The sequence below is a fragment of the Nocardioides sp. genome (assembly GCF_036267815.1).
GTDB lineage: Bacteria > Actinomycetota > Actinomycetes > Propionibacteriales > Nocardioidaceae > Nocardioides.
This window is the reverse complement of sequence record NZ_DATAVI010000077.1, coordinates 34,560-60,029: the sequence shown is the minus strand read 5'-3', so window position 1 is coordinate 60,029 and position 25,470 is coordinate 34,560. Positions and strand designations below refer to the sequence as shown.

Here is a 25,470-nt window from a genome sequence, read left to right as displayed (position 1 = left end):
GTCACGCGCAGGTGGGCTCCGATCGCCTTGCCGTCTCGTCGGGAGTCTGCTCGATCGGGGCCGGCCCCGCCACCGAGCGGTCCAGGCGCGGCCAGTCGGCCGGGCGCGGGACCGAGCGGATGCTCCGGCTCAGGGTCGGGACCAGGGCGCCGAGCGCCGAGCCGGCCACCAGCAGGGCGACCGCACCGCTGCCGCCGAGGCGGGCCAGCGCGAAGCCGCCGAGGATCGGGGCGAACGGCATCACCCCCATCGAGACGAACATCATCGCCGAGCCGACCCGGCCCTGGAGCTCGTCGGGCGTGACGGCGGCGCGGTAGGAGCCGATGCCGGCGTTCCCCGCGGGGTTCAGCACCAGCAGGAAGAACACCGAGACGCAGGCACCCAGGGGGGTCGCCCACCAGATCAGCGGCACCAGCGGCAGCACGCACATCCAGGCGACGGCCACGGTCAGGGTGCCGGTGCGCAGGCGCTCGATGACGTACGGCGCGGCGAGGGCGCCGAGGATGCCGCCGAGGCCCGCGAACGTCGAGACCAGGCCGATCTGGGCGGGCGCGTAGTGGTCGCGGATGAGCCGGAGGCTGACCACGATGAAGCAGGCGTTGACCAGCAGGTTGCTCGTGCCCGAGAACACCAGCAGGGTCCGGAAGAACGGCTGCTTCCCCACGAAGCGGAAGCCCTCCTTGACCTGCTGGAGCGGGCGGGTCGGCGCACCCTCCCGGGGGTGCGGGCGCAGGTCGGTGCGGATCCGGCTCACCGTCAGGCATGAGACCAGGAAGGAAGCGGCGTCCACGGCGAAGGGCACCCACACGCGCACGACGTACAGCACGCCGCCGAGCGGTCCCCCGAGCAGGGAGGCGACATGCATGCGGGCCTGGTTCTGACTGAAGGCGGTGGGCAGGTCCTCGGTCGCGACGACCGTGCGGATGGCGGCCATCTGCGCCGGCTGGAAGATGCCGGCGGCGACGCCGGAGCCGAGAGCGACCAGGAACAGGTGGGGCATCGTCAGGGAGCCCAGGACGCCGGCGACCACGAGGCTCGCGTAGAGCGCCGCGCCGGCCGCGCTCGAGCACACCATCAGCCTCTTGCGGTCGTAGCGGTCGGCGAGCACCCCGGCCGGAAGCGTCATCACGGCCATGCCGAGCATGTCGGCGGTCGCGAGGAACGCGGCGTCCAGGGTGGAGTGGGTGAGCCGGTAGCCCAGGAGCGGGAAGACGAACAGGGCCATCGTCGAGCCGAGCTCGCTGATCGTCTCGCCGACCCACAGGATCGTGAAGTCACGGTTGCGGGCGAGCTGTCGGTAGCCGGTCACATCTCGCACCATATGGTGCGCAACAAGTGTTGCGCAAGGTTCCGTGCGGATCTTGCTACCATGGACCCATGGCCTACGACCCGCCCTCGATGGCCGACCCCCGCGTGCTGCGCGCGATCGCCCACCCCACCAGAGGCCGGATCCTCGACGAGCTCGACGCGACCGGCCCGATGCGGGCTGCGGACGTGGGCGAGGCCCTGGGCATCCCGGCGAACCAAGCGAGCTTCCACCTGCGCCAGCTGGCGAAGTACGGCGTGATCGTGCCCGCCCCGGAGTCCGCTCGCGACAGGCGCGACCGGGTGTACAAGCTCCCCGACGAGCGTGGCTTCCGGATCGACGGAGAGACGATCCTGTCGCAGCCGGGGGGCAAGGCGGCGATGACCGTCTTCAAGCGCACCAAGGCGGCCTGGGCACATCGGCTCGTCGACGAGGTGTGGTCCTTCAAGAAGCGGAAGGACAGCTTCAGCGCGATCGTCGACCAGGCGATGCGACTCAGCAAGGACGAGGCGGCCGAGTTCATGGGCGAGATCGACGCGGTCATGAAGACCTGGGCGGACAAGACCCGCGGGCGCTCACGGGACCGGAAGACCTACGTCTTCTACGCGATGCTCCAGCCCTATCCCGAGGAGGGGAAGGACAGGTGATTCGATGGGGTCGTGCCCGCACGTCTCCGTCCCGCGCCGGAAGCCGAGGTGCGCGCGGCCCTCGCGGCCTCGCCGGCGGCACCGGAGCAGGTGCGGCTCCTGGTCAAGCACTTCCTGGCCGTGCTGGCCGAGCGCGCGCCCGGTGCCTCCGTGGAGGTTCGCGTGCCTCCCTACGCCGCGGTGCAGGCGGTCGCCGGCGTCCGTCACACGCGAGGGACGCCGCCGGCCGTCGTCGAGCTGGACGCCGAGACCTGGATCTCGCTCGCCACCGGGGCGCTGGGCTGGGTCGACGCCGAGCGTGAGGGACTGGTGCGCGCGAGCGGCGAGCGAGCCGATCTGTCCACCCTGCTGCCGCTGCTCCCGGAGGGGGAACCATGACCGTCGTCGCCGTTCAGGACCACAAGCTCGCCGAGGCGCTCGGCCCGGTGCCAGGGGTCGAGGTCGTCGTGTGGCCCGAGGGCGACGACCTGCCGCCACGCCACGACGAGGTGGAGCTGGTCGTCCCCGACTACCTGCGGGCACGCCGTACCGCTCGGATGCTGGCGCGCCTGCCGCGGCTGCGCGCCGTCCAGCTCCAGACCGCGGGGTACGACGGCCTCGCCGACCTGGTCCCGGCCGGGCTCGACCTGCTGAGCGCTCGTGGGGTCCACGACGACGCGACGGCGGAGCTCGCGCTCGGCCTGACCATCGCCTCGCTGCGCGGCATCGACGATGCGGTGCGTGAGAACGGGCAGTGGCGACAGGAGGTCGAGCGCCGGAGCCTGGCCGACAGCCTGGTCGCGATCTTGGGCTACGGTTCGATCGGCCGGGCGATCGCGGAGCGGATGCTGGCCTGCCGGGCGCAGGTGACCGGGGTGGCGACCACCGGGCGCGACGACCCCGTCGTCGGTCGCGTGGTCACCCCGGGCGAGATCGACTGGGCCGCTCAGCACGTCGTGGTCGTCGTGCTGCCGCTCACGGAGTCGACGCGGTACTTCGTGGACGCGACGTTCCTGGCGCGCCTGCGCGACGAGACCCTCGTCGTCAACGTCGGTCGCGGCCCGCTCCTCGACACCGACGCGGTGCTCGCCGAGGCCGGCCGGCTGCGGTTCGCCCTCGACGTCACCGACCCCGAGCCGCTGCCCGACGGCCATCGGCTCTGGGCCGCTCCCGGAGTCCTGATCACGCCGCACATCGCCGGTGGCACCACCGCGATGCTGCCCCGGATGGCGGCCCTGCTCCGCGACCAGCTCGAACGCCTCCGCGACGACCGCCCCCTCCGCAACGTAGTTACCCGCTGACCCGTCGCAAAGGTGCACCCGAAACACACCGACCCGTCACAAAAGCACAGCAAAATCACGCCGAGTCGTCATATGACGACTCGGCGTTGCTGTGCTTTTGTGACGGGTCGGTGTGTTTCGGGTGCACCTTTGCGACGGGTCAGCGACAGGCAGGTTGGCGCGGCTACGCGGTGATGACGTCCTTGAAGGAGGTGACGAGCAGGTCGATGTCGGACTCGCTGGCGACGATCGGCGGCGCCAGGCGCACGGTCTGCCCGTGGGCCTCCTTGGCCAGGATCCCCTGGCCCAGGAGGGCCTCGGTGAACTCCCGGCCGGTCATCTTGTCGGGGGCGATGTCGATGCCGGCCCACAGGCCGCGCGAGCGGACGGCGTCGATGCCGTGTCCGACCAGGCCCGCGAGGCCGTCGTTGAGCTGGTCGCCGAGCTTCGCGGCGCGCTCCTGGAACTCGCCGGTCTCGAGCATCGCGACGACCTCGCGCCCGATCGCGGCCGCCAGCGGGTTGCCGCCGAACGTCGAGCCGTGGGTGCCGGGAGTGATGACGCCGAGGACGTCGCGGTTGGCGGCGACGGCGGAGACGGGGTAGATGCCGCCCCCGAGCGCCTTGCCGAGGATGTACATGTCAGGGACGACGCCCTCGTGGTCACAGGCGAAGGTGCGGCCCGTGCGGGCCAGGCCCGACTGGATCTCGTCGGCCATCATCAAGACGTTCTGGTCGCGGCACAGCGTGCGGACGTCCTGGAGGAAGCCCTCCTGCGGGATCACCACACCGGCCTCGCCCTGCACCGGCTCCAGCAGCACCGCGACGGTCGTGTCGTCGACCGCCGCACGAAGCGCCTCGATGTCGCCGTAGGGCACCAGCCGGAAGCCCGGGGTGTACGGCGCGTAGCCGACGGTGGCGTCGGGGTCGGTGGAGAACGACACGATGGTCGTGGTTCGTCCGTGGAAGTTGCCCTCCATCGCCACGATCGTCGCCCGGCTCTCGGGCACGCCCTTGACCTGGTACCCCCACTTGCGGCTGATCTTGATGGCGGTCTCGACGGCCTCCGCGCCGGAGTTCATCGGCAGGATCATCTCCTTGCCGGTCAGCCCGGCGAGGGCCTGAGAGAACGGGCCGAGCTGGTCGTTGTAGAACGCGCGGCTGGTCAGCGTGAGGGTGCCGAGCTGGCGGCGGGCGACCTCGACGAGGCGCGGGTGCGCGTGGCCGAAGTTGAGCGCGGAGTAGCCCGCGAGGCAGTCGAGGTACCTGCGGCCGTCGACGTCGCTCACCCAGGCGCCCTCGCCGGAGGCCAGCACGACCGGCAGCGGGTGGTAGTTGTGCGCGGCGTACGTCTCGGTGAGCTCGACGTGGTGGGCGGTGCCGGGGGTCAGGTCGGTCATGGGCGTGCCTTCGCGGAGGTGATCGGGTCGTGGGACGTGCTCCCATGGTCGCGCACGAGGACCCGCTTCTCCAAATGATTGTCTGACAATTCTTGGCGCGTCGCCGCCGGGTAGGTTCCCAGCCATGACTGACGACCTGCGCGCGCGGGTGCGCGACGTCCTGCCCGGCGTACGGCGCGACCTCGAGGCCCTGGTCCGGATCGAGTCGGTCAGTGCCGATCCCGAGCGGGCAGATGAGGTACGACGCAGCGCCGAGGCCGTGCGCGAGCTCTTCGCGGCCGAGGGCTTCGACGCCCGGATCAGTGCGATCGGCGACGGCGGACCGGCCGTCATCGCCACGAGGAGGATCGCGCGCGAGGCCGCGCCGACCGTGCTGCTCTACGCCCACCACGACGTCCAGCCGGAGAACGACCACGCCGACTGGGACTCCCCGCCCTTCGAGCCGACGGAGCGCGAGTCGGCCAACGGCGTACGGCTCTACGGTCGCGGCGCCGCCGACGACAAGGCCGGCATCGCCGCCCACCTGGCGGCGCTGCGCATCCACGGCGACGACCTCCCGGTCCACGTCGTGATGTTCATCGAGGGCGAGGAGGAGATGGGCTCCGAGAGCCTGCCGGCCCTGCTGGACAAGCATCTCGACGAGCTCCGGTCCGACGTGATCGTGATCGCCGACAGTGGCAACTGGGACATCGGCACCCCGGCCCTGACCACCAGCCTGCGCGGCCTGGTGCGCCTGGACGTGACGGTCCGCTCGCTGACCCATGCCGTGCACTCGGGCATGTGGGGAGGCCTGGTCCCCGACGCGCTGATGACGCTCTCGCGCCTGATCGCCTCGTGCCACGACGACGAGGGGAGCGTCGTGGTCGAGGGTCTCCACGCCGGCCCGGCGGCCGACGTCGACTACCCCGAGGCGCGGCTGCGCGTCGAGTCCGGGGCCGTGCCCGGGCTCCACTGGATCGGCTCGGGGTCGACGGTCGAGCGGCTCTGGACCAAGCCCGCGCTGTCGATCACCGGGATCACCGCCCCCAAGGCGGAGGGCTCCAGCAACACGTTGGTCCCGGCCGCCACCGCCCGCTTCAGCCTCCGGATCGCGCCTGGCGACACGGCGGCCGGCGCGCAGGCTGCGCTGATGCGCCACCTCGAGGCGCACGTGCCCTGGGGCGCCGAGCTCACCATCACGCCCGTCGACACCGGCGAGGCCACCCGGATCGACGCCACCGGTCCGGCGTACGACGCGGCGCGGGCGGCGTTCGCCGAGGCCTGGGACGGCACCGAGCCGATCGACATGGGCGTCGGCGGCTCCATCCCGTTCATCGCGGAGTTCCTCGGCGCCTTCCCGGACGCGAGCGTGCTGGTCACCGGCGTCGAGGATCCCGACACCCGCGCGCACGGCGCCAACGAGGGGCTCCACCTCGCGGAGTTCGAGCGGGTCGTGCACGCCGAGGCCCTGCTGCTGGCCAAGCTCGGCGAGCTGTAGCGAGTCAGCGAGTCACGGCGTACAGGAAGCACTGGGGTAGCGCCGTGCGCACGTGCGCGATGGCGACGCCGGGCACGTCGAGCAGCCGGTCGAGGACCGGTTCGAGGTCCTCGTCCCCCGTCAGCGTGTTGTGCGCGTAGTCCATCGTCCCGTCGACGCGGTAGGTCCGCAGCACCCGCGGCCCCCGGCGCAGCTCCTCGGGCAGTCCGCTGCCGGCGTAGCCCGGGCACCGCTCCGCGTGGACGTAGACCGGCCCGACCTCGCGCCAGACCGACGTGGCGGTGAACGGCGCGTAGGAGATCAGCGCGATCGTCTCCCCGGGCCCGGCGTAGCGCAGGCAGCACCGCAGGGGCTCGCCCTCGCCGGCGGCCGCGAAGGGCGTCAGGGCGTTGCCCCAGCCGTCCTCACGGACCCTGCGGACGGCGTCGAGCCGGGCGGGGTCGATCGCGTGCACGGTCAGGGTGTGCCTGCTCTGGGTGGTCATGCGTCAATGCTGGCCCGCTCCGCGACGCCTTTCCGGCGGAAATCGGACACGACGACCGGACGTCGTCGTCCGGAGTCGGTACGACGCGGCGCGGGGATGTGAGGAGCCAGCCAGGCCTCACCTAGACTCCGACCGTGACCCCCTCCAGCGGCCGTCCGGCACGGCGCGGCGGTGACGGTCGACTCACCGCGGCGCTCGACCCCCAGGACCAGGGCCCGCAGGACGCCTGTGGTGTGTTCGGGGTGTGGGCTCCGGGCGAGGAGGTCTCCAAGCTCGCCTACTTCGGGCTCTACGCGCTCCAGCACCGCGGCCAGGAGTCGGCCGGGATCGCGGTGAGCAACGGCCGCCAGATCCTGGTCTACAAGGACATGGGCCTGGTCTCCCAGGTCTTCGACGACTCCACCCTGGAGTCGCTCAAGGGCCACCTCGCGATCGGCCACTCGCGCTACTCCACCACCGGCGCCAGCACCTGGCAGAACGCCCAGCCGACGTTCCGGCCGACCGACGACGGCTCGATCGCGCTGGGCCACAACGGGAACCTCATCAACGCCCACGAGCTGCGCGAGATGGTGGCCGCCCTGCCCGGTCCCGCCGGCGAGCTCGAGCTGCACGGTCGCGGCGTCGAGACCTCGACCAGCGACACCGCGCTGGTCACGGCCCTGCTGGCCCACCACCCCGACACCAGCCTCGAGCAGCGCGCGCTGGAGGTGCTGCCGTTGCTGCGCGGGGCGTTCTCGTTCGTCTGGATGAACGAGCAGACGTTGTACGCCGCGCGCGACCCGCAGGGCATCCGGCCCCTGGTCCTGGGCCGTCTCGACCGCGGTTGGGTCGTGGCCAGCGAGGACGCCGCGCTGGTCACCGTCGGGGCGAGCGTGGTGCGCGAGGTGGAGCCCGGCGAGCTCCTCGTCATCGACGAGAACGGCCTGCGCTCCCACACCTTCGCGCCGCCGGCACCGAAGGGATGCGTCTTCGAGTACGTCTACCTCGCCCGTCCCGACGCCACGATCGCCGGCCGCAGCGTCCACCAGGCGCGGGTCGAGATGGGTCGCCAGCTGGCGCGTGAGCACCCCGTCGAGGCCGACCTCGTGATGCCGGTGCCCGAGTCCGGCACCCCGGCGGCGGCCGGGTACGCCGAGGAGTCGGGCATCCCGTTCGGCCAGGGCTTCGTCAAGAACGCCTACGTCGGGCGCACGTTCATCCAGCCCAGCCAGACGCTGCGTCAGCTCGGCATCCGGCTCAAGCTCAACGCCCTGGAGCACATGGTGCGCGGGCGGCGCCTGGTGGTCGTCGACGACTCGATCGTGCGCGGCAACACCCAGCGCGCCCAGATCAGGATGCTGCGCGAGGCCGGCGCGGCCGAGATACACGTCCGGATCAGCAGCCCGCCGATCTCGTGGCCGTGCTTCTACGGCATCGACTTCGCCACCCGCGCCGAGCTGATCGCCAACGGCCTCGACGTCGAGGAGATCGCCTCGAGCGTCGGCGCCGACTCGCTGGGCTACATCTCGCTCGCGGGCATGGTCGAGGCCACGGGACAGGCGTCGTCCAGCCTCTGCCTGGCGTGCTTCACCGGTGAGTACCCCGTGCCGCTGCCCGACGAGAGCCTCCTCGGCAAGCACCAGCTGGAGGTCAGCCTGAGCTCGCCGGCGGGCCCGGCCCTGCCGGTTCTCAACAACCCCTGAGCCGAAGGACGCCGAGGAAGCCCGTGACCGAGCCCACCACCACGTCGGGGACGCCCGGCCCCTCGGCGTACGCCGCGGCGGGCGTCGACATCGAGGCGGCGGACACGGCCGTCGACCTGATGCGGGCCTGGGTCGAGAAGACCGGTCGTCCCGAGGTGATCGGGTCGCTCGGCGGCTTCGCGGGCCTGTTCGACGCCTCGGCCCTGACCCGCTACCGCCGGCCGATCCTGGCGACGTCGACCGACGGGGCCGGCACCAAGGTGGCCATCGCCCAGGCCATGGACATCCACGACACCATCGGCTTCGACCTGGTCGGCATGGTCGTCGACGACCTGGTCGTCTGCGGCGCCGAGCCGCTGTTCATGACCGACTACATCGCCTGCGGGCGCCTGGTCCCCGAGCGGATCGCGGCCGTGGTCAAGGGGATCGCCGAGGCCTGTGTCGAAGCAGGGTGTGCGCTGGTCGGCGGCGAGACCGCCGAGCACCCCGGACTCATGGAGCCCGACGCGTACGACGTGGCGGGCGCCGCCACCGGCGTGGTCGAGGCCGCCTCGCTGCTCGGCCCCGGCCGGGTGAGGCCCGGAGACGTCGTCCTGGCGATGGCGTCGAGCGGCCTGCACTCCAACGGCTACTCCCTGGTGCGCCACGTGCTGCTCGAGCAGGCCGGCTGGGCCCTCGACCGCCACGTCCCCGAGCTCGGCCGCTCGCTGGGCGAGGAGCTGCTGGAGCCGACGCGGATCTACGCCAAGGCCTGTCTGGCCCTGGCGACCGCGACCGACGTGCACGCGATGGCGCACGTGACCGGTGGCGGGCTCGCGGCCAACCTCGCCCGGGTGCTGCCCGAGGAGGTCGCGGTCACCGTCGACCGCGGCACCTGGCGGCCCGGACCCGTCTTCGACGTCGTGCGCGGCGTCGGGCAGCTCACCCAGGGCGACCTGGAGGCGACCCTGAACTGTGGCGTCGGCATGGTCGCGCTGCTGCCCGCCGACGACGTCGACCGCGCCGTGCAGGCCCTCGCCGGCTTCGGCGTCGCGGCCTGGCCCGCAGGTGACGTGAGCCTTGACCCCGAGCACGGCGGCGCGGTAGTCATGACCGGGCAGCATCCGGGCTGGTAGCAGCCCAGCAGGTCTTTCGGCGTTTTGAGCCAGGAGATGTGCGGGAACACCCACCTATTGGGTAGCGTTGGCACCACGACAGAAGACCGATCAGACCGGTGTGTCTCGGTGAGTCCTCCCGAGGCCCCGGCCCAGCGTGCGAGGGGGTCGACCCTATGGGGCGCGGCCGAGCGAAGGCCAAGCAGACGAAGGTCGCCCGCGACCTGAAGTACCGCACCCACGAGACGGACTTCGGGGCGCTGGCACGCGAGCTGCACGGCGACAGCGACAGCGACACTCACGGCGACTCCGGGGCCGACGACGCCTCGGACGATGCCGACGAGTGGTCCGATTCCGCCGAGCAGCCGCGCGAGTGACCTCTCAGCCGCGTAGGTAGAGGCCGCGGAGCCGGCCGACGTCGCGCATCCGACGCTCGGCGAGCAGGTCCGCCGCCTCGGCTGGCGTGACCGCGTCCGACTCGGCCAGGGCGAGCACCGCCTTGGTGGTCTCGAAGATGCCGCCCGCCCGCTGCTCGGCGCGCTCGAAGCTGAAGCCCTCGAGCTCGTCGGCGACCTGGATCACCCCGCCGGAGTTGACGCAGAAGTCGGGGGCGTAGAGCACGCCGCGGTCGGCCAGGGCCTTCTCGATGCCCGGGTGGGCGAGCTGGTTGTTGGCCGCACCGCACACGATCGTGGCGGTGAGGGTCTCGACGACCTCGTCGGTCAGCGCCCCGCCCATGGCGCAGGGCGCGAAGACGTCGATGTCGGCCCGCACCAGCGCGGCCGAGTCGGCGACGGCCGTGGCGCCGTACTCGCGGACCATCGCGTCGGCCGCGGCCGGGTTCACGTCGGTGACGACCACTCGTGCGCCGTCGTCCACCAGGTGCCGGACCAGGTGGTGTCCGACCTTGCCGACGCCCTCGACGCCGACCGTGCGGCCCGAGAGCGTTGGCTGTCCCCACGCCGCCTCCGCGCTCGCGCGCATGCCCTGGAACACGCCGTACGCCGTGAGGACCGACGAGTCGCCGGCCCCGCCGTGGGCGGTCGTGCGCCCGGTGACGAAGTCGCACTCGCGCGCGATGAGGTCCATGTCCTCGGAGTAGGTGCCCACGTCGCAGGCGGTGAGGTAGCGGCCGTTCAGCGCCTGCACGAAGCGGCCGTAGGCACGCAGCAGCGACTCGGTCTTGTCGCGGGCCGGGTCACCGACGATGACGGCCTTGCCGCCTCCGAGGTCGAGCCCGGCCAGGGCGTTCTTGTAGGACATCGCGCGCGAGAGGTTGAGCACGTCGTGGACGGCGTCCGCGGTCGAGGCGTAGGGGTAGAAGCGGGTGCCGCCGAGCGCCGGGCCCAGGGCCGTGGAGTGGATCGCGACGATCGCGCGCAGGCCGCTCGCGGCGTCGTTGCAGAACACGACCTGCTCGTGCTCACCGCCGACCTCGAAGACGTCGACGGCGACGGAGGGATCCTCGGACATGCACTCTGCTTTCGCTCGAGCCACGGTGGTGGGTGGCGGCTGACCGGGCAGCCACAGGGGTGGCGTGGCTCCCTCCAGTGTGCCGCGCCGGAAGAGCGTTGCATAAGTCCGCGCTCCGGGGTGCGTGCATCGCCAGGCGTCGAACTTCCGGTGCGGGGCACCAGCAGGGCAGTGCGGAGGCTCGGCCGACGCCCGCGGGGTCAGCGGAGCTGCTCGGTGGCAAACAGGGCGACGGCGAAGCAGGCCGCGAACAAGCCGAGGCAGAGCAGGACCAGCAGCGCCCGCGAGCCGGCAGGCTCGGCGTCGGGGTCGGCCGTGGCTGGCTGGTCCGGCGCCGGCACCAGGATCGTGCGGGCCCGCCCCGGCGAGGTGGCCTGGAGCGCCTCGACGAACGAGCCGACATCGGGCCAGCGGTCGTCGCGGTCGCGCGCGAGCCCGCGCAGGACCACGTCGTCCACAGCGGCCGGCACGTCGACCGTCTGCGAGGGGGCGACCGGTGGGGTGAGCCGGGCGAGCTCGGCGATCGACCCGGAGTGCGCGACCTCGCCGGTGAGCAGCTGGTAGGTGACCGCGGCCAGGGCGTAGACGTCCGCGCGCTCGTCGACCCCGCCACCGGTGGCCTGCTCGGGGGCCATGTACGCCGGCGTGCCGACCACGTGGGTGAGCCCGCTGGCGTGCAGCAGCGCCTTGGCGACGCCGAGGTCGGCCACCATCACCCGCGCGCCGGCCCCGTCGGTGCGCAGGAGCAGGTTGGCCGGCTTGATGTCGCGGTGCACCGACCCCTGGGCGTGGAGCACGGAGAGCCCGGCCCCGGCCTGGCTGACCATGGCGACCGTGCGGTCCAGCGGGACCGTCTGCTCGTGCTCGAGAAGGTTGGCGACGGTGCCGCGGTCGGCGTACGACATCACGAAGTACGGCGTCCCGTCGACCTCGCCCACGTCGTACACCCGGACGACGAAGTCGGAGTCCGCACGCCGCAGGATGCGCGCCTCCTGGAGGAACCGCTCGCGGATGTCGAGTCGCTGGGACCAGTTGTCGGCGAGGGCCTTCACCGCGACGTCCGACTGGAGCTCGTCGTCGCGGTAGAGCCACACCGAGGCGAAGCCGCCGACCCCGAGTCGCTCGACCTGCGTCAGGCGACCGAGTCGAGCGGGGAGGGACACGATCGGTAGTGTGCCTGATCAGCCGCCCGACTCGGAGACGCACACGTGGACCAGCCGCAGGACAGCGCCGACCTCGACGCGCTCGCGTCGCGGGCGGCCGACGGCGACCGTCAGGCGCTCGACCGGCTGCTGGTCGAGATCCAGCCCCGCGTGCGCCGGATCTGCGGGCGGATGCTGCTCTACCCCGAGGACGCCGAGGAGGCCGCACAGGACGCGCTGCTCCTGGTGTCCACCCGGATCGGCACGTTCGCGGGCCGCAGCCGCTTCACGACGTGGCTCCATGTCGTGGCCTCCAACAGCGCCCGCTCCACCTACCGCAGCCTCAAGCGACGGTCTGCCGAGCTGCCCACCGACGAGCTCCCGCCCACGGCAGACCCGCGCACGACCAGCGTGATCGCCGGCAGCCGGCTCGACTTCCTGGAGGCCCTGGAGACCCTCGGTGTCGACCACCCCGCGCTCGTCGAGCCGCTGTTGCTGCGCGACATCCAGGAGCTGGAGTACTCCGACATCGCGGCCCTGCTCGAGATCCCGGTGGGCACGGTGAAGTCGCGCATCCACGCCGCACGCCGGATCGTGCAGCCCCTCCTCGCTGCTCGGTGACCCGTCCCCCTGGGTCCTCCAGGGCCCGGCCGGTGCTCCTTGTCGGTGCGCCGTGGTACGACGGGTCCGTGCGCTACGCGATGGTGTTGCCGGGCGGTACCGCCGACGAGCAGCTCGAGCAGGCGGTGCTCGCGGAGGAGGCGGGGTGGGACGGCATCTTCGTCTGGGAGGCGGCGTACGGCGTCGACGCCTGGGGCCTGCTCTCGGCGGTCGCGGCCCGCACGACCCGGCTCACCCTGGGCACCGCGCTGACGCCGCTGCCGTGGCGGCGTCCGTGGAAGGTCGCCAGCCAGGTGGTCACCCTCGACCAGATCTCCGGTGGCCGGGCGGTGCTGATGGTCGGGCTCGGCGCCGTCTCGCCCGACCTGCCGAGCACCGGCGAGGAGCTCGACCTGCGCACCCGGGCCGAGATGTTGGACGAGGGCATCGACCTGGTGCGCGCACTGTGGCGAGGCGAGCGCCACGTCCAGGGTGAGCACTACTCCTACGACGTCGACGGCACCGACCAGGCCGAGGTCGGAGTGCCGGTGCAGAGGCCGATCCCGATCTGGGTGGTCGGGCTCTGGCCGCGGCCGAGGTCCATGCGCCGGGCCCTGCGGTGCGAGGGCATCATGCCGCAGTACGACGGGGAGCCGACCCCGGCGTTGATGGGCGCGATGTGCGGCTGGCTGGGTGAGCACGGCGCTCCGTCCGGCTACGACGTCGTGTCGGAGGGGGAGACCCCCGCCGACGACCCGGAGGCGGCCGCCGCGCTCGTCGCGCCGTGGGCCGAGGCGGGCGCGACGTGGTGGCTCGAGACCCGCTGGCAGATGCCGCACCACGGTCCCGACCGGATGCGAGCGGTCCGGGAGCGCCTGGCCGCCGGGCCACCCCGGCCCACCCACACCGGGTCGTCCGCCTGACGCCGCGCTCCACCCCGGCCTACCGACCCGAGAGGGGCCCAGGTCAGCGCAGGTCAGCGCAGGGCGGCGACGTACCGGGAGGCGCTGCGCACGTCGTTCATCCGGTGCTCCCAGGTGATGCCGACGACCAGCAGCAGCGCCCCGGAGACGCCGATGGTCAGCCAGCTCGGCACCTGCGCGGCGTACGGCGCGAGCTCGCGCAGGACCAGCAGCGCAGCCACTCCGGCGCCGACGACCAGGGGCGCGCTCCACCGCAGGGTCGAGCCGCCGACGGTCAGCACCAGGCAGGCCAGGCCGAGCAGGAGCGCACGCAGCGAGTAGGGGTCGTGCAGCGAGGCCAGCAGCGAGGGCACCGTCGCGAGCATCAGTCCGGGCGCCAGGCAGGTCAGCGTGGCGGAGCGGTCGTCGTCGCGGAGCCGCCAGCAGCCGACGGCGACCAGGACCGCGGCGGAGGGGAGTGTGTACGCCTCGGGGGCGTGCACGCCGAGCTCGTACAGCCGGACCCACGTCGCGGCCGCGAGGAGCAGACCCCCCGGCCAGGACAGGAGCCGCCGGCCCGGGTGCAGCAGCGAGGTGGCGGTCACCAGTGCGCCGGCGATGGTCAGGTGCACCGCCAGCGCCACGTCGAGGTCGCGGGCCGCCGCGATCGCGGCGGCCGAGGCCAGCAGCCCCGCCAGGGCCGAGGCCGTCTCCAGCTCGGGCTGCGGCCGCCGGATCGCGAGGGCTCCGAGCACCAGCAGCACCGGCACGGCGCGGAGGTCCGGGTGCACTCCGGTGGCGCTGCCGCCCGCCCAGACCAGGCCCGCGAACGCCGCCGGAAAGCACAGTGACGCCACGGCGCCGGTCGTGGTCGTGCCGGACCGCAGCATCAGGGCGCCGGCCATCGCGCACGACACCGCGAGGACGGCGGTCGTCAGCCGGTCGCTGGGCAGCGCGACGAGCGTGGCTCCGGCGGTGAGTGCCAGGGCGCCCAGCCGGGCGGTGTCCGCGACGCCGCCGCGGCGTCGTTCGGCGATGGCCAGGGCGGCGAGCGCCAGCACCACCGCGAGGCCCACCGGCAGCGCCAGCGGCACGTCGTACAACGGCAAGGTGACCAGGCCACCGAGCACAGCGGCGCCGAGCACGGCGATCGCCCAGGTCGAGCGGCCGAGCGGACGCACCAGCGTGACGACCGCGAGCCCACCGGCAGCCGAGGTGACCAGGGTGGGCACCAGCAGCAGCGGCGAGACCCAGAGGTGGACCGCCGACACGTGCACGTCGAAGGGCTGGCTGAACGGCGCTCCGACCGACAGCGCGGCGTGGGCCGCCCGGCGCGTGAGCCGGCCGGCAGCGGCCAGCGGGACCACGAGGGTGCCGACGAGCGGCAGCACGGCCGCCGGGCGCAGGCCTGGGGACGCCACCAGCAGGGCCGCCACCCAGACCGCCGACACGGCCAGGACGGCAGCCATCATGGCCGTCGGCTCGTTGTCCAGGACCGGCATCAGCACGGTGTAGCTGCCGGTCAGGCCGGCGGCGGCGTAGCCCCCGAGCCTGACGCCGCGGCGCGCACCGACGACCGGGCCGGCGACGGCTGCCAGACCCGTCGCTGCGAGCATCGGCCAGCCGGCGAGGTCGCCGGCGTAGTGGGCGACCGTGACGGTGGTTCCCCAGGACCAGGCGACAGCCACGGCTGCCAGCACGAGTGCGGACCAGCCCAGGCCGGCCGCGGCCAGCGAGGCGATCCGCAGTGCCACGCTCGGCAGCTCGGTCCCGAGCCGGCCCAGGCACAGCAGCAGGGCCACGGTCACGACCAGCGGGACCAGCGGGTCGACGTCGAGCTGGGCACCCAGGCCCGCGACCAGCAGCGCAGCGGGCGAGATCAGGGCCGGGGACGCCAGAGGCCGGCGAGACGTGAGAGCGAGCAGGAGCAGAGCACCGGTGGCGACGACCGCCCCGATCAGGAGGGTCAGGTGTGCTCCGTCCAGAGGCCTCACCCAACCGGCGCGCCGGACGCCGACGACGTCCAGCGCGAGCAGGCCGAGACCGACCGCCGAGAGTGACTCGGCGGCCATCCGGAGTCCGCGCCGGTGGAACGTCGTGGCGAGCCCGAGTGCGGTGCCGGTGAGGGCGACCAGCACCGCGGTGCGGCCACCGACGCCGAGCCAGGCCCACGCCACGGCCAGGAAGGTCACGGCTGCCACCAGCAGGCACAGGGCGCCGAGCGAGAGCAGGATCTTCGGCACCGACGCGCCTCGGAGGCGGCGCTTCGGTGGGCGGCCGGTCCGACGCGGGGCCGGGGCGGGGTAGGCGTCGACTCCACTCAGATGGGAGCCGGTCCTCGCCCCGGGCGCCGCGGCGGCGGTCGCCGGCACCGGCGCCACCTGCCTGGCAAGACGAAGGAGGCCGACGAGACGGTCGGCCTCCTGGAAGGTGCTGAACAGCGACACCGCGGTCTCGCCGGTCAGCGGCAGCGAGCAGACCGGGCAGGCCTGGGGGTCGCGCGGGAGCGCGGCCCGGCAGTCCGGGCAGCGGGTGGGGTCGGCGTACGTCGTCATGGAGCCAGTGCCTCATGCGCCGGCATGCGCCTCCCAGCGTCGCCCGACTCAGCGCCGCTGAGCGCGCGTACTCAGGTTCAGTCCAAGACGTTGCCGGTCATCGAGGCGAACGCCTTGTCCACCGAGGAGTCGGTCGGGATGTAGTCGTGGGCGCCGGAGTTGGCGCGGAACCAGACGACCGACTGGATCCCGTCGGCCATCATCGCGGCGGGCATGTCTTGGTAGAAGTCGATCTGGGTCTGGGTGCTGAACGTCGTGCCGCCCGACGCGGCGTCGGTCTGGATCCCGGTCTCGGTGATGTGGCGCGGGATGTCGGCGTAGCCGTAGGGGACCAGGACCGTGGTGATGAACTTCGCGAACAGCTGCGTCGGGGTCTCGCTGGCGGCGTGGCTGCCGGTCTTGTAGGGGTCCCAGCCGATGTTGTCGAGCTTGGAGTGGGCGGGCAGGAACGACGCCTCGATGGCAGGGCTCTGGAAGCCGGCGAGCCAGACCATCGACTGCACGTGGGTGGAGTTGGCGTGGATCAGGTCGGCCACGTGGTTGGCCGCGGCGACGTACTGCGCGGGGGTCTGGCCGGGGGCGACGCCACCCTGGCCGTTGGTGTAGTTGGTGTCCGGTTCGACGTCGAGGGCCAGCCGCACCGAGGTGTTGAGGGCGTCCAGAGACTTGATCACCGAGATGATGTGGTCGTCGTAGGTGCCCTTGGCGATGTCGGACCAGGTCACCCACGAGCCGGCGACGATCTTGGTCGACAGCTCGGCCTGGATCTCGCGACCCTGGCCGGCGTAGGTCTTCATCAGGGCCGGGACCTTGGAGTTCCAGTTCAGGTAGAACGAGCCGACGTTCGGCTGCGCCGCCCAGCCCGACGTGTAGGAGTCCAGACCGGCGCCGTTGCCCGACATGTAGACGCCGAGCTCGGGGGATCCGGTCGTGATCGGGGTGCTGGTGGTGGTGGACGTAGGCCCTTCGGTGGGGCCGGCCGTCGTCCCCGACGTCGGGCCCGCTGTGGGGCTGGTGGACGGGTTGGTCGAGGGGCTGACGGTGACCGTGACGGTCTGGGTCGGGCCGGGGACGCTTCTGGTCGTGGTCACGGTGGCCGTCGGGGTGGTCGGTCTGGCGGTCACGGTCACGGTGGCCGTGGCGGTCACCGTCTTGCCGTGGCGGGGGTGGATGGGCAGCCAGCGCCCCTTGAGCCCCGAGGTCGCCGCGCTGCCGGGAGTGAGCACACTCCCGGCGATGATCAGCACGACCGTCACCATGCCGGCCACGGCGCCGAGGGCCTTGATGCCGGAGCTGAACGGCGCGGGTGACGCCGTAGCGGCCCGTCCGGCGCGGCGCGTCCCGGCCAGCCGCTCGACGGTGCCCAGCCGACGTGCGCCGGCGCGACGTGCGCCCGCCCGGTGCTCAGCCGTCAGCTGCGTGAGGCGGGTACCCAGGTGGGCGCGACGTGTCGACTCCGGACGGACCGGTGTCCCGAGTGACCCCAGTGACCCCAGTGACCGCAGTGCCCGCAGTGCCCGCAGGGCGCGGAGCCGGGTGAGTCCACCTGGTCGGGCCACGTGGGCGCGACACTGGCTGTGCACGCGATGCTTGCGTCGTCCGCTTCGGGGCATGCTGACGGTCCTCCACGCCAGTCGCCGAGAACCTGGCCGCACAGCCCCCGCTCTGTTCTCACCCCTTCGCCGCGCGTGGCGAAGACTTCGGGAGACAGAGGGTCGCGGGGGGTGAACGACCCCCCGGGAGGTAAGACTGCTAGGGCCCGCGCGGGGCCGCAGGGTTTTCCCACGTTCTTTACCCAAGGCTTTACCTCGGCTGACTTCGCCGTGACCTGGGCAGCAGTGGCAGGGGTCCGGCAGCAATGCGGTGGCCAGGGGCGGGGTCGAACCGCCGACCTTCCGATTTTCAGTCGGACGCTCGTACCAACTGAGCTACCTGGCCGGATGCACCCCGCGAGGCGAAGCGCGAGCACACAGTACCGGAGCGCTCGCCGCCCCTGAAACCGACGGGAGGCGCCCCAGCGTCGTCCGCGGGCTACGGTTGGCCCATGGCCGACGACCTGGACATCCGCCACCGGATCAGCGAGCTGGTGGGCACCGAGCGTTCGCTGCGCGAGCAGCTCGCAGCCGGCGCGATCAGCAACGATGACGAGCACGATCGCCTGCGCCGGGTCGAGGTCGAGCTCGACCAGTGCTGGGACCTGCTGCGTCAGCGCCAGGCGTTGCGTGAGTTCGGTGCCGACCCCGGCCAGGCCGCGGCCCGCCCCGAGGGCACCGTCGAGGGCTACCTCGGCTGAGGCACGCCGGCTCGCCGTATGCTGTGGCGCGCCCGGAGCATCGGGCACCCGCCCCCATCGTCTAGTGGCCTAGGACGTCGCCCTTTCACGGCGGTAGCACGGGTTCGAATCCCGTTGGGGGTACTCGAAGCTACTTGCCTTCCGATGACCTGTGGGAACGCCAAAGGGGTCGTCTTCGTCGGCTCCATCGTCTGCGCCCTGGGGCAACACTGGGCAACAGCACGAACGGCACGAAGTGAGCCGCGACGCTACTGAGTGGCACTACGGGCGGCGTCCATGGCGGAGCCGACCTCCTCGAGGCGGTCCTCGCGGAGGTGACCGTAGGTGTCGAGGGTCATCGTGGCCGAGGCGTGTCCGAGCATCTGCTGCACCACTTTGACGTCAGCGCCGGAGGCGATGGCCAGGCTGGCGGCGGTCTGCCGGAGCTGGTGTGGACACAGCCCGGGGACGCCGGTGGCTTGGGCGGCGTCGTCGAAGGGCTTGCGGAAGGTGGTCGCGCGCAGCGGCGACCCACGTCGGATCCCGGGGAAGACGAGGTCGTCGGGCCGCTCGCCCGCGAGGTAGACGCACAGCTCTGCGACCAGGAGCCGAGGAATGGGAACCTCCGCTCATAGAGGAGGGGCGGAAGGGCGAGTCCGGCGGGCGGACAGAGGGGAGTTCTGGGGACCGTGAAGGGTCAATGGTTGTCGGTAGGAAGCAGGGACGGCGAGGGAGACACGGGAGAGCTGACAGTTGCCTCTGTCAGAAGAGAGAGAAGGGGCCCCTCGGCGCTCGGCCTGGGCACGGCGGAAAGGAGGCACACCCGCAGGCCGATGAGCGTGCGCGCGGTGATGCCGACGCGGGCCCGCGGACTCTATCTATCTCGACCCAACAGGGACACACTGCGCAGGGGCGGCACAGCGCCGGATCGCGGACCTTGGTTTCCCATCACAGGGAAGCCGCAACGCATTAAGGAAGGTCCGATGAAGACATCGAGAGCTGGCCTGATCCGTCTGGCCGGTTTGTCTGCCCTGATCGGGGGAGCCTGCTACGTGTTCGTGGGGGTCTTCCACCCAGCGAACGCCGTGGCGTCAGTTACAACCACGCGATGGGCAATCGTGCACGTTGTCGCCTGTGCCATGTCCTTCTTCGTGCTACTTGGGCTCGCGGGAATCTATGCCAGACAAGCGGTGAAAAGTGGTTGGCTGGGCTTGGTCGGCTACGTTCTGCTCAGTTTGTGGTTAGTACTCATCATGGGCTTTAGCTTCGTTGAGGCATTCATCCTGCCCCATGTGGCGAACGCGACGCCGGCCCTCGTTGACGGCTGGATGAAGATGTTTAACGGAGGCACTAGCAAGATCGACCTGGGCGTCCTGCCGACGCTGTGGACGCTCACCGGCCCGATCTACATCCTCGGCGGCCTCCTGTTCGGCATTGCAACGTTCCGAGCAGGCGTTCTTCCTCGCGGCGCCGCCGTACTCCTGGCACTGGGCACCGTATTGGCGCCGTTAGCGGCTCCGCTTTCCCTGTCCGCGCAGCCGAAGATCGCAATTCCGACAGGACTGGCCATCGCCTGGCTGGGCTATGCGCTGATGACTGAGCGGCAAGAGGCTGCCACACCTGTGACTGATCTGCCCGTCCCGGCACCGGCATGAGTGGAACGGTTGCAGTCTCGCACCGCAGGATCTCCCTGGCGGCCGGGATCGCCTACGTGCTGACCTTCATCTCGATCCCGACTCTGGCCTTGTACGACGCCGTCAAGGGGCCGCACTACGTCGTCGGCACGGGATCAGACACCGCCGCCATCTCCGGGGGTCTGCTCGAGATCATCGTGGCTCTCGCCGGCATCGCCACGGCCGTCATCTTGTTTCCGATCCTGAAGAAGCAGAACGAGTCGTTCGCGCTCGGCCTCGTGGCTGCCCGGGTCCTCGAGTCCAGCACCATCTTCGTCGGCGTGGCATTCCTGCTTTCCATCGTCACGCTGCATCAACAGGGAGCGGGAACCGGCGCCCTGGCCACCAGCCACGCGCTCGTCGCCCTCTACGACCGCATCTTCCTGCTCGGACAGAGCTTCATGCCGGCCGTGTGTGACCTGCTATTGGGGTGCATGCTCTACCAGTCACGCCTAGTGCCAAGGCGACTGTCCATGATCGGCATCGTCGGCGCGCCGGTCCTCGTCGTCGGGTATCTCGCCGTCCTGTTCGGTGGCATCGACCAGCATGGAGCGGTGGCCGGGCTGTCCGCACTCCTCGTCGCAGTCTTCGAGTTCTCGCTCGGCACTTGGCTCATCGTCAAGGGATTCGACCCCGACGCCGTGGCGGCGCTTGAACGCCAGAGCGGGCTGACACCGCAGCCGGTGAAGTGACTCGACTCCGGGCAGCCGAGGCGGGAGTGGGCCGTCTCCCGAACGCTGGCTCCAATGCCGGTGACATGGACGGCAAGGGCCGCGGCTCGGTTGCTCTGCGCCTCGTGTCGACGTTGCGCTGAAGTGTACAACTTCGCGCTTACCGCGCGGTAGAGTATGGCCATGACGGACGTCACGGTCAGTGATGCGCGGGCCCGGTTGGCCGATGTGGTTGACGCTGCCCGGGTAGCGCATGACCCGGTGTACCTGACCCGCCGAGGACGGCGGGTAGCCGCAGTGATCGACGCCGATGACCTGGACCGCCTGATCGTGGCCGCCGAGGACCTCGCGGATATCGAGGCCGCGAAGCAGGCCCGAGCCGAGATCGCCGATGGCTTGGCGCCGATCCCGTGGGAGCAGGTCAAGGCCGACCTCGGCCTGATCTGAGACGTCACCTCAACAACGTGTCCGTGACGCACCGGATTGAGATCGCCCCGGAGGCGGTGCGCCAGCTTCGGAAGCTCGCCCCAACGGCCCGGCGCCGGGTCCAGGCCGCCGTCGAGTTGCTTGCCCTGCAGCCGCGACCGAACGGGGCGAAGAAGCTGGTGGGTGGGGATGGCGAGTGGCGGGCCCGCACGGGTGACTACCGCATCGTCTACGAGATCAACGACGAGGTGCTGCTTGTCTTGGTTGTGGCCGTCGGACACCGCCGCGAGGTCTACCTAAGCCGCTGACTGACTCGGCGCAGCTTTGGTCCGCCGCTGGTACGAAATGGCCCTCCGTGCCGGAGGCCAGATACGCGGCGAGGATGTAGTTGGGGTGGCGGTCGAGGCTCTTGCGCGCGCGGTCGTAGGTCCTGGGGTCAGCATCGCGGGCTGCTATCTGGACGTCGCGGAGCTCGACGACGTCGAGCATGGGTGACGTAGGTGTGTCGGAGCACGTGGGGATGCATCCGAGTCATGGGGACTCCAGCGCTGGTGGCCAGGTTGCGGAGCCGGCGGGTGGTCGAGTGCCGCGACATCCGGGCCCCCGGCCCGATTCCGCAGGATCGGCCCGTGGTCCGTCCCTGGGAAGCGCGCTCGACTGCTCGGGCGACGGCGGGCGGGAGGGGTAGGACGGCGAGCTTGTCGCCCTTGCCGACCACCGTCAGGACGCGGTGCCCGTGGACTTCCCCTTTCGTCGGTCACGACCTCAGATGGAAGGGGCGTCGCGGTTCCCGTGCAGGAGCTCTGCGCCAACGCGCTCGGATCGACGGACAGCGCAGAGTGCTGGCGCAGATCGGCAGGCGGAGGTAGGAAGCCGCCGACGACGGTCGGGTCGTGACGTGGCGGGAGCGTGTCAGCGACCCGGAGTACGGCGCCTCACCCTCGCGGGCGGGGCGAGACCGGGAGGCCGCCCTCACGATTGGGAGGCGTTCGGACCGATGGGTTAGAGTTCCATCCGCTCCGGCGCTCTCGTCGGAGCATCACCAGGCCCCGTAGCGCAGTTGGTTAGCGCGCCGCCCTGTCACGGCGGAGGCCGCGGGTTCGAGTCCCGTCGGGGTCGCTCATAGAAGCGGGCTCTGACCAGCGGAACGCTGAGTTGGAGCCCGTTTGCTGGTGGCGCCTGATGGCCACCACGGCAGCCGTCTCTCCCGTCCCAGCTTCGCCAGCGGCCGCGAGAGCGACGGCGTGAGCTGCGTCCATCGCGTCGGCAACCCTGTCGAGACGGTGACTGCTCCCAGCGACCACTGGTCGTCATCCAGGCGATGATCGGGCGGACGACCGAGAGCGGGTCGGTCTGTCGCGAGGAGGAGCTGGTCGGACCAAGGGGTAGTCCCTGACAGAAACGCTGGGATCGAGGTCCGGGGACGACACTTCTGTCAGGGACTACCCCGGTGTCCGGCCGGGGCGTTCGTCGTTCGTGGCTAGGGTCTGCTCATGGAGCTGGACCGGGCCGACTTCGAGGCACTGGTGGAGCGGGCGCTGGACGAGATCCCCGACGAGATCGCCGCCCTCGTGCACAACGTGGTGGTGCTCGTCGAGGACGACCCGCCACCTGCCGAGCCCGACCTGCTCGGCGTCTACGAGGGCGTCTCCCTGACCGAGCGAGCCGCCGACCACACGGGCCTGCCCGACCGGATCACGATCTTCCGTCGCCCCTTGCTCGCGATGTGCCGGGACGCCGAGGAGCTGGTCCGCGAGGTGCGGGTCACCGTCGTCCACGAGGTCGCCCACCACTTCGGGCTCGACGACGCGCGCCTGCACGAGCTGGGCTACGGGTGAGCCCGTGAGAGCCGGGCGGCGTCGCTGCCCGACCAGGGCGCCGGCTCCTGGCCCGACCCCTGGCGCACGAACTCCCCGAAGAGCCAGGACTGGAACTCCACCTGTTCCACGGAGCGCGCCAAGGTGAGGAGTCGCTCGTTGCGGCAGAAGGCGTCGGCGAGGTCGTAGAGCTCCATCAGCCGGGCGAACCGGTCGGCCGCGTCGAGCGGGGCGACGACGTCGATGTCGGCCCGCTCCTGACCGGCCTGGATGGCCTGGACCAGCGAGTCGCCGGCGAACTGCCAGCGGAAGTCGCGAGCCAGCGCCGAGAAGTAGGCCGAGAGGTCGCTGGCCACCGGATAGGTGTCCTGGTGGGCGACCGCGAGCAGGCGCAGCTCGCGTCGCAGCTCCGCGCCGTGGGCCAGGGCGCCCTGCATCAGCTCGACCGGCACGCCGTACAGGTGGACGGAGATGGTCTCCTCGTGCGCGAACGACTCCTCGTCCGGGTCGTCGTCCCAGCCGAGGACGACGCCCCGCGCGGGCCGCTCGGGCTGGACGGGAGAGGGCACGAACCAGACCAGCTTCCCGTCGCCGTCGCGCTCGGCTCCCCATGCCTCGCTGAAGCTGGCGACGATCGCCAGGCCCCGGCCGAACGTCGGCAGCGCGTCGACGAAGTCGGAACCGTCGTCGGCGACGATCGCCGGCGGCATCGGCGATGCGTCCCGCACCTCGACACGCGGGTGGTCGCGGGTGCCGCGCAGCCGAACCGTCACCGGCTCCTTGCCGTGCAGGATGGCGTTGGTGACCACCTCGGACAGCGCCAGTGCGGCGTTCTCTCGGAGGTCGGAACGGCCGATCTCGACGCACGCGTCGACGACCCACCGGCGCGCTTGCGCGGCGCCCTGCGGGCCGGGTTCAAGCGACTCGGCCGGCTGGTCTAGCGGCACTGTCTCTCCACGTCGTCAGGCGCGCTGACCGCGCCAGTCCCGGCTCGTGTACCCGGCCGGGAGACGCCTGAAACCTCATCCCGCACTTGTGTTCCATGCGCCCCACGACTGTGAGCAACGAGACGGTGCCACCGATTGTGACACGGCAGTGCCGCAGGAGGATCGTGGAGACATGGGCGAGGCGCGGAAATCTGGCAGGCACCAGGTCGTCGTGATCGGGTCCGGCTTCGGCGGGCTCTTCGCCACCAAGGCGCTCAAGCGCGCCGATGTCGACGTCACCGTGATCGCCCGCACGAGCCACCACCTCTTCCAGCCGCTGCTGTACCAGGTGGCCACCGGGATCCTCAGCGAGGGCGAGATCGCGCCCTCCACACGCGAGGTGCTCGCGCGACAGCGCAACGCCCGGGTCCTCCTCGGCGACGTGACCGACATCGACCTCGGGTCGCGCACGGTCACCTCGAAGGTGCTGGGACAGGCCATGGTCACGCCGTACGACTCGCTGATCGTCGCCGCCGGCTCCGGGCAGTCGTACTTCGGCAACGACCGGTTCGCGGAGTTCGCGCCCGGCATGAAGAGCGTGGACGACGCCCTGGAGCTGCGTGCGCGCATCTTCGGCGCCTTCGAGCTGGCTGAGCTGGGGGCCTCGCGCGGGGAGGACGTGGAGGCTCTGCTGACCTTCGTGGTCGTCGGCGCCGGTCCGACCGGGGTCGAGATGGCGGGCCAGGTCGCCGAGCTGGCGCACCGGACCCTGGGCCGCGACTTTCACTGGATCAACACCCGGCACGCACGCGTCGTCCTCGTGGACGCCGCCGGCCAGGTGCTGCCCCCGTTCGGCGCCCAGCTGGGGGCGAAGACGAAGGCCGCGCTCCAGAAGCTGGGCATCGAGGTGCTCCTCGAGGCGATGGTGACCGACGTCGACGAGCTGGGCATCGAGGTGCAGTACAAGGACGGCCGCACCGAGCGAGTCGTCGCGGCGACCAAGATGTGGGCCGCGGGCGTGCAGGCGTCGTCCCTGGGCAAGACCCTCTCGGAGCAGACCGGTGCCCCGCTGGACCGGGCAGGCCGAATCCGGGTCAACCCGGACCTCACGCTGCCCGGCTACCCCGAGGTCTTCGTGGTCGGCGACATGATCGACCTCGACCACCTCCCCGGCGTCGCCCAGGTGGCCATCCAGGGCGCGAAGTACGCCGCCGCGGAGATCCGGCGCCGCCTTGCCGGCAAGCCGCCGCAGAAGCCGTTCCACTACTTCGACAAGGGCGACCTCGCCACGATCAGCCGCTTCCGAGCGGTCGCCAGGATCGGCAGGCTGCGTCTCACCGGCTTCGTGGCCTGGCTGCTGTGGCTGGGCGTCCACATCGTCTACCTCACCGGCTTCAAGAACAGGTTCACCGCTCTCGGGCACTGGGCGGTGTCGTTCATCGGCCGAGGTCGTTCGGAGCGGACGGCGACCGAGCAGCAGGTCTTCGGGCGCCAGGCGCTTCTGCGCGTGGACGGCGGCGCTGCCGCGCTCGTCTCCACGCCGGGCCGTGACGACGCCGCCGTCGCCGAGACGATGGCGCGGCGGCGCCGAGACCTCGAGGAGCAGGCCTTGGCCGAGATGCACCTGACCGACTCCGGAGAGCGCGGCCAGCCCACCCGCTGATC

At 71.6% G+C, this 25,470-nt stretch carries 26 protein-coding genes and 3 tRNA genes; 18 read left to right on the top strand and 11 right to left on the bottom strand.

Annotation, left to right across the window (positions count from 1 at the left end; all coding sequences use genetic code 11):
• Nucleotide 1 precedes the first annotated feature (1 nt).
• A complete protein-coding gene (locus VHW64_RS16810) occupies nt 2-1,309 on the bottom strand; it encodes an MFS transporter (RefSeq protein WP_329651724.1) in 1,308 nt (435 codons plus the stop codon).
• Between the two features lie 68 nt (nt 1,310-1,377).
• Here VHW64_RS16810 and VHW64_RS16805 point away from each other — a divergent pair, with 68 nt between their 5' ends.
• Genes VHW64_RS16805 through VHW64_RS16795 form a run of 3 tightly spaced genes read left to right on the top strand, consistent with a single transcriptional unit; the run spans nt 1,378 to nt 3,233 of the window.
• Nucleotides 1,378-1,953, top strand: a complete 576-nt coding sequence (locus VHW64_RS16805; RefSeq protein WP_329651723.1) for a winged helix-turn-helix domain-containing protein — start codon at nt 1,378-1,380, stop codon at nt 1,951-1,953.
• A 12-nt stretch (nt 1,954-1,965) separates the two neighbouring features.
• The gene (locus tag VHW64_RS16800) at nt 1,966-2,331 is read left to right on the top strand and encodes a sterol carrier family protein (RefSeq protein WP_329651722.1); all 366 of its coding nucleotides are present in this window, start codon (nt 1,966-1,968) and stop codon (nt 2,329-2,331) included.
• Nucleotides 2,328-3,233 carry an NAD(P)-dependent oxidoreductase gene (locus VHW64_RS16795; RefSeq protein ID WP_329651721.1) on the top strand — a complete coding sequence of 302 codons (906 nt, stop codon included), beginning with the start codon at nt 2,328-2,330 and terminating at the stop codon, nt 3,231-3,233. The genes VHW64_RS16800 and VHW64_RS16795 overlap by 4 nt, the downstream gene beginning before the upstream one ends.
• A 163-nt stretch (nt 3,234-3,396) precedes the next feature.
• Here the strand turns inward: VHW64_RS16795 and rocD are convergent, their stop codons facing one another.
• Complete coding sequence (rocD, locus tag VHW64_RS16790; RefSeq protein ID WP_329651720.1) at nt 3,397-4,611, bottom strand: ornithine--oxo-acid transaminase; 1,215 nt, start codon at nt 4,609-4,611, stop codon at nt 3,397-3,399.
• A gap of 124 nt (nt 4,612-4,735) precedes the next feature.
• Between rocD and VHW64_RS16785 the strand changes: the two genes are divergently transcribed.
• Nucleotides 4,736-6,088 carry a dipeptidase gene (locus tag VHW64_RS16785; RefSeq protein WP_329651719.1) on the top strand — a complete coding sequence of 451 codons (1,353 nt, stop codon included), beginning with the start codon at nt 4,736-4,738 and terminating at the stop codon, nt 6,086-6,088.
• Nucleotides 6,089-6,092: 4 nt separating this feature from the next.
• Here the strand turns inward: VHW64_RS16785 and VHW64_RS16780 are convergent, their stop codons facing one another.
• Nucleotides 6,093-6,572, bottom strand: coding sequence for a DUF1203 domain-containing protein (locus VHW64_RS16780; RefSeq protein ID WP_329651718.1), 480 nt, complete (start codon nt 6,570-6,572; stop codon nt 6,093-6,095).
• 134 nt (nt 6,573-6,706) lie between these two features.
• Between VHW64_RS16780 and purF the strand changes: the two genes are divergently transcribed.
• The 3 genes from purF to VHW64_RS16765 all read left to right on the top strand — a co-directional run bounded on the left by purF (nt 6,707) and on the right by VHW64_RS16765 (nt 9,725).
• Complete coding sequence (purF, locus tag VHW64_RS16775) at nt 6,707-8,254, top strand: amidophosphoribosyltransferase (protein ID WP_329651717.1); 1,548 nt, start codon at nt 6,707-6,709, stop codon at nt 8,252-8,254.
• A gap of 23 nt (nt 8,255-8,277) precedes the next feature.
• Nucleotides 8,278-9,369, top strand: a complete 1,092-nt coding sequence (purM, locus tag VHW64_RS16770) for a phosphoribosylformylglycinamidine cyclo-ligase (protein WP_329651716.1) — start codon at nt 8,278-8,280, stop codon at nt 9,367-9,369.
• A 155-nt stretch (nt 9,370-9,524) separates the two neighbouring features.
• Complete coding sequence (locus VHW64_RS16765) at nt 9,525-9,725, top strand: DUF3073 domain-containing protein (RefSeq protein WP_329651715.1); 201 nt, start codon at nt 9,525-9,527, stop codon at nt 9,723-9,725.
• 4 nt (nt 9,726-9,729) lie between these two features.
• On the opposite strand, the gene VHW64_RS16760 is transcribed toward VHW64_RS16765, so the two are convergent.
• Nucleotides 9,730-10,821 carry a Glu/Leu/Phe/Val family dehydrogenase gene (locus VHW64_RS16760; protein ID WP_329651714.1) on the bottom strand — a complete coding sequence of 364 codons (1,092 nt, stop codon included), beginning with the start codon at nt 10,819-10,821 and terminating at the stop codon, nt 9,730-9,732.
• A 200-nt stretch (nt 10,822-11,021) separates the two neighbouring features.
• Entirely contained in the window at nt 11,022-11,984 is a 963-nt protein-coding gene (locus tag VHW64_RS16755; RefSeq protein ID WP_329651713.1) for a serine/threonine-protein kinase, read from the bottom strand.
• A gap of 45 nt (nt 11,985-12,029) precedes the next feature.
• Here VHW64_RS16755 and VHW64_RS16750 point away from each other — a divergent pair, with 45 nt between their 5' ends.
• Together VHW64_RS16750 and VHW64_RS16745 are read left to right on the top strand one after the other, a co-directional pair.
• A complete protein-coding gene (locus VHW64_RS16750; RefSeq protein WP_329651712.1) occupies nt 12,030-12,584 on the top strand; it encodes an RNA polymerase sigma factor in 555 nt (184 codons plus the stop codon).
• Nucleotides 12,585-12,616: 32 nt separating this feature from the next.
• Nucleotides 12,617-13,486: an LLM class flavin-dependent oxidoreductase gene (locus VHW64_RS16745; protein ID WP_329651711.1), complete on the top strand. Its 870-nt coding sequence runs from the start codon at nt 12,617-12,619 to the stop codon at nt 13,484-13,486.
• Nucleotides 13,487-13,539: 53 nt separating this feature from the next.
• Here VHW64_RS16745 and VHW64_RS16740 read toward each other — a convergent pair whose 3' ends face one another.
• From VHW64_RS16740 to VHW64_RS16730, 3 genes are all read right to left on the bottom strand, one after another.
• Nucleotides 13,540-16,020: an SCO7613 C-terminal domain-containing membrane protein gene (locus VHW64_RS16740; RefSeq protein WP_329651710.1), complete on the bottom strand. Its 2,481-nt coding sequence runs from the start codon at nt 16,018-16,020 to the stop codon at nt 13,540-13,542.
• Nucleotides 16,021-16,097: 77 nt separating this feature from the next.
• Entirely contained in the window at nt 16,098-17,633 is a 1,536-nt protein-coding gene (locus VHW64_RS16735) for a hypothetical protein (protein WP_329651709.1), read from the bottom strand.
• Between the two features lie 251 nt (nt 17,634-17,884).
• A tRNA-Phe gene (locus tag VHW64_RS16730) sits at nt 17,885-17,958 on the bottom strand.
• A 106-nt stretch (nt 17,959-18,064) separates the two neighbouring features.
• Between VHW64_RS16730 and VHW64_RS16725 the strand changes: the two genes are divergently transcribed.
• Nucleotides 18,065-18,313 carry a DUF2630 family protein gene (locus tag VHW64_RS16725; RefSeq protein ID WP_329651708.1) on the top strand — a complete coding sequence of 83 codons (249 nt, stop codon included), beginning with the start codon at nt 18,065-18,067 and terminating at the stop codon, nt 18,311-18,313.
• 50 nt (nt 18,314-18,363) lie between these two features.
• Nucleotides 18,364-18,436 (top strand) — tRNA-Glu (locus VHW64_RS16720).
• A 125-nt stretch (nt 18,437-18,561) separates the two neighbouring features.
• Here the strand turns inward: VHW64_RS16720 and VHW64_RS16715 are convergent.
• A complete protein-coding gene (locus VHW64_RS16715; protein WP_329651725.1) occupies nt 18,562-18,885 on the bottom strand; it encodes a tyrosine-type recombinase/integrase in 324 nt (107 codons plus the stop codon).
• Nucleotides 18,886-19,275: 390 nt separating this feature from the next.
• On the opposite strand from VHW64_RS16715, the gene VHW64_RS16710 reads away from it, so the two are divergent.
• From VHW64_RS16710 to VHW64_RS16695, 4 genes are all read left to right on the top strand, one after another.
• Nucleotides 19,276-19,947 (top strand): hypothetical protein, encoded by a 672-nt coding sequence (locus VHW64_RS16710; RefSeq protein ID WP_329651707.1) that lies wholly within the window; start codon nt 19,276-19,278, stop codon nt 19,945-19,947.
• Complete coding sequence (locus VHW64_RS16705; RefSeq protein WP_329651706.1) at nt 19,944-20,657, top strand: DUF4386 domain-containing protein; 714 nt, start codon at nt 19,944-19,946, stop codon at nt 20,655-20,657. The genes VHW64_RS16710 and VHW64_RS16705 overlap by 4 nt, the downstream gene beginning before the upstream one ends.
• A gap of 162 nt (nt 20,658-20,819) precedes the next feature.
• A complete protein-coding gene (locus VHW64_RS16700) occupies nt 20,820-21,083 on the top strand; it encodes a type II toxin-antitoxin system Phd/YefM family antitoxin (protein ID WP_329651705.1) in 264 nt (87 codons plus the stop codon).
• A 17-nt stretch (nt 21,084-21,100) separates the two neighbouring features.
• Complete coding sequence (locus VHW64_RS16695; RefSeq protein ID WP_329651704.1) at nt 21,101-21,370, top strand: type II toxin-antitoxin system RelE/ParE family toxin; 270 nt, start codon at nt 21,101-21,103, stop codon at nt 21,368-21,370.
• A gap of 128 nt (nt 21,371-21,498) precedes the next feature.
• On the opposite strand, the gene VHW64_RS20345 is transcribed toward VHW64_RS16695, so the two are convergent.
• Nucleotides 21,499-21,780 (bottom strand): hypothetical protein, encoded by a 282-nt coding sequence (locus VHW64_RS20345; protein WP_414690519.1) that lies wholly within the window; start codon nt 21,778-21,780, stop codon nt 21,499-21,501.
• Between the two features lie 327 nt (nt 21,781-22,107).
• Between VHW64_RS20345 and VHW64_RS16690 the strand changes: the two genes are divergently transcribed.
• Together VHW64_RS16690 and VHW64_RS16685 are read left to right on the top strand one after the other, a co-directional pair.
• Nucleotides 22,108-22,181: transfer RNA gene (locus VHW64_RS16690), tRNA-Asp, on the top strand.
• Between the two features lie 374 nt (nt 22,182-22,555).
• Nucleotides 22,556-22,900: a metallopeptidase family protein gene (locus tag VHW64_RS16685; protein ID WP_329651703.1), complete on the top strand. Its 345-nt coding sequence runs from the start codon at nt 22,556-22,558 to the stop codon at nt 22,898-22,900.
• On the opposite strand, the gene VHW64_RS16680 is transcribed toward VHW64_RS16685, so the two are convergent.
• Nucleotides 22,891-23,826, bottom strand: a complete 936-nt coding sequence (locus VHW64_RS16680) for an ATP-binding protein (RefSeq protein ID WP_329651702.1) — start codon at nt 23,824-23,826, stop codon at nt 22,891-22,893. The genes VHW64_RS16685 and VHW64_RS16680 overlap by 10 nt on opposite strands.
• A 172-nt stretch (nt 23,827-23,998) precedes the next feature.
• Between VHW64_RS16680 and VHW64_RS16675 the strand changes: the two genes are divergently transcribed.
• Nucleotides 23,999-25,468 carry an NAD(P)/FAD-dependent oxidoreductase gene (locus tag VHW64_RS16675; protein WP_329651701.1) on the top strand — a complete coding sequence of 490 codons (1,470 nt, stop codon included), beginning with the start codon at nt 23,999-24,001 and terminating at the stop codon, nt 25,466-25,468.
• The last annotated feature ends 2 nt before the right edge of the window (nt 25,469-25,470 follow it).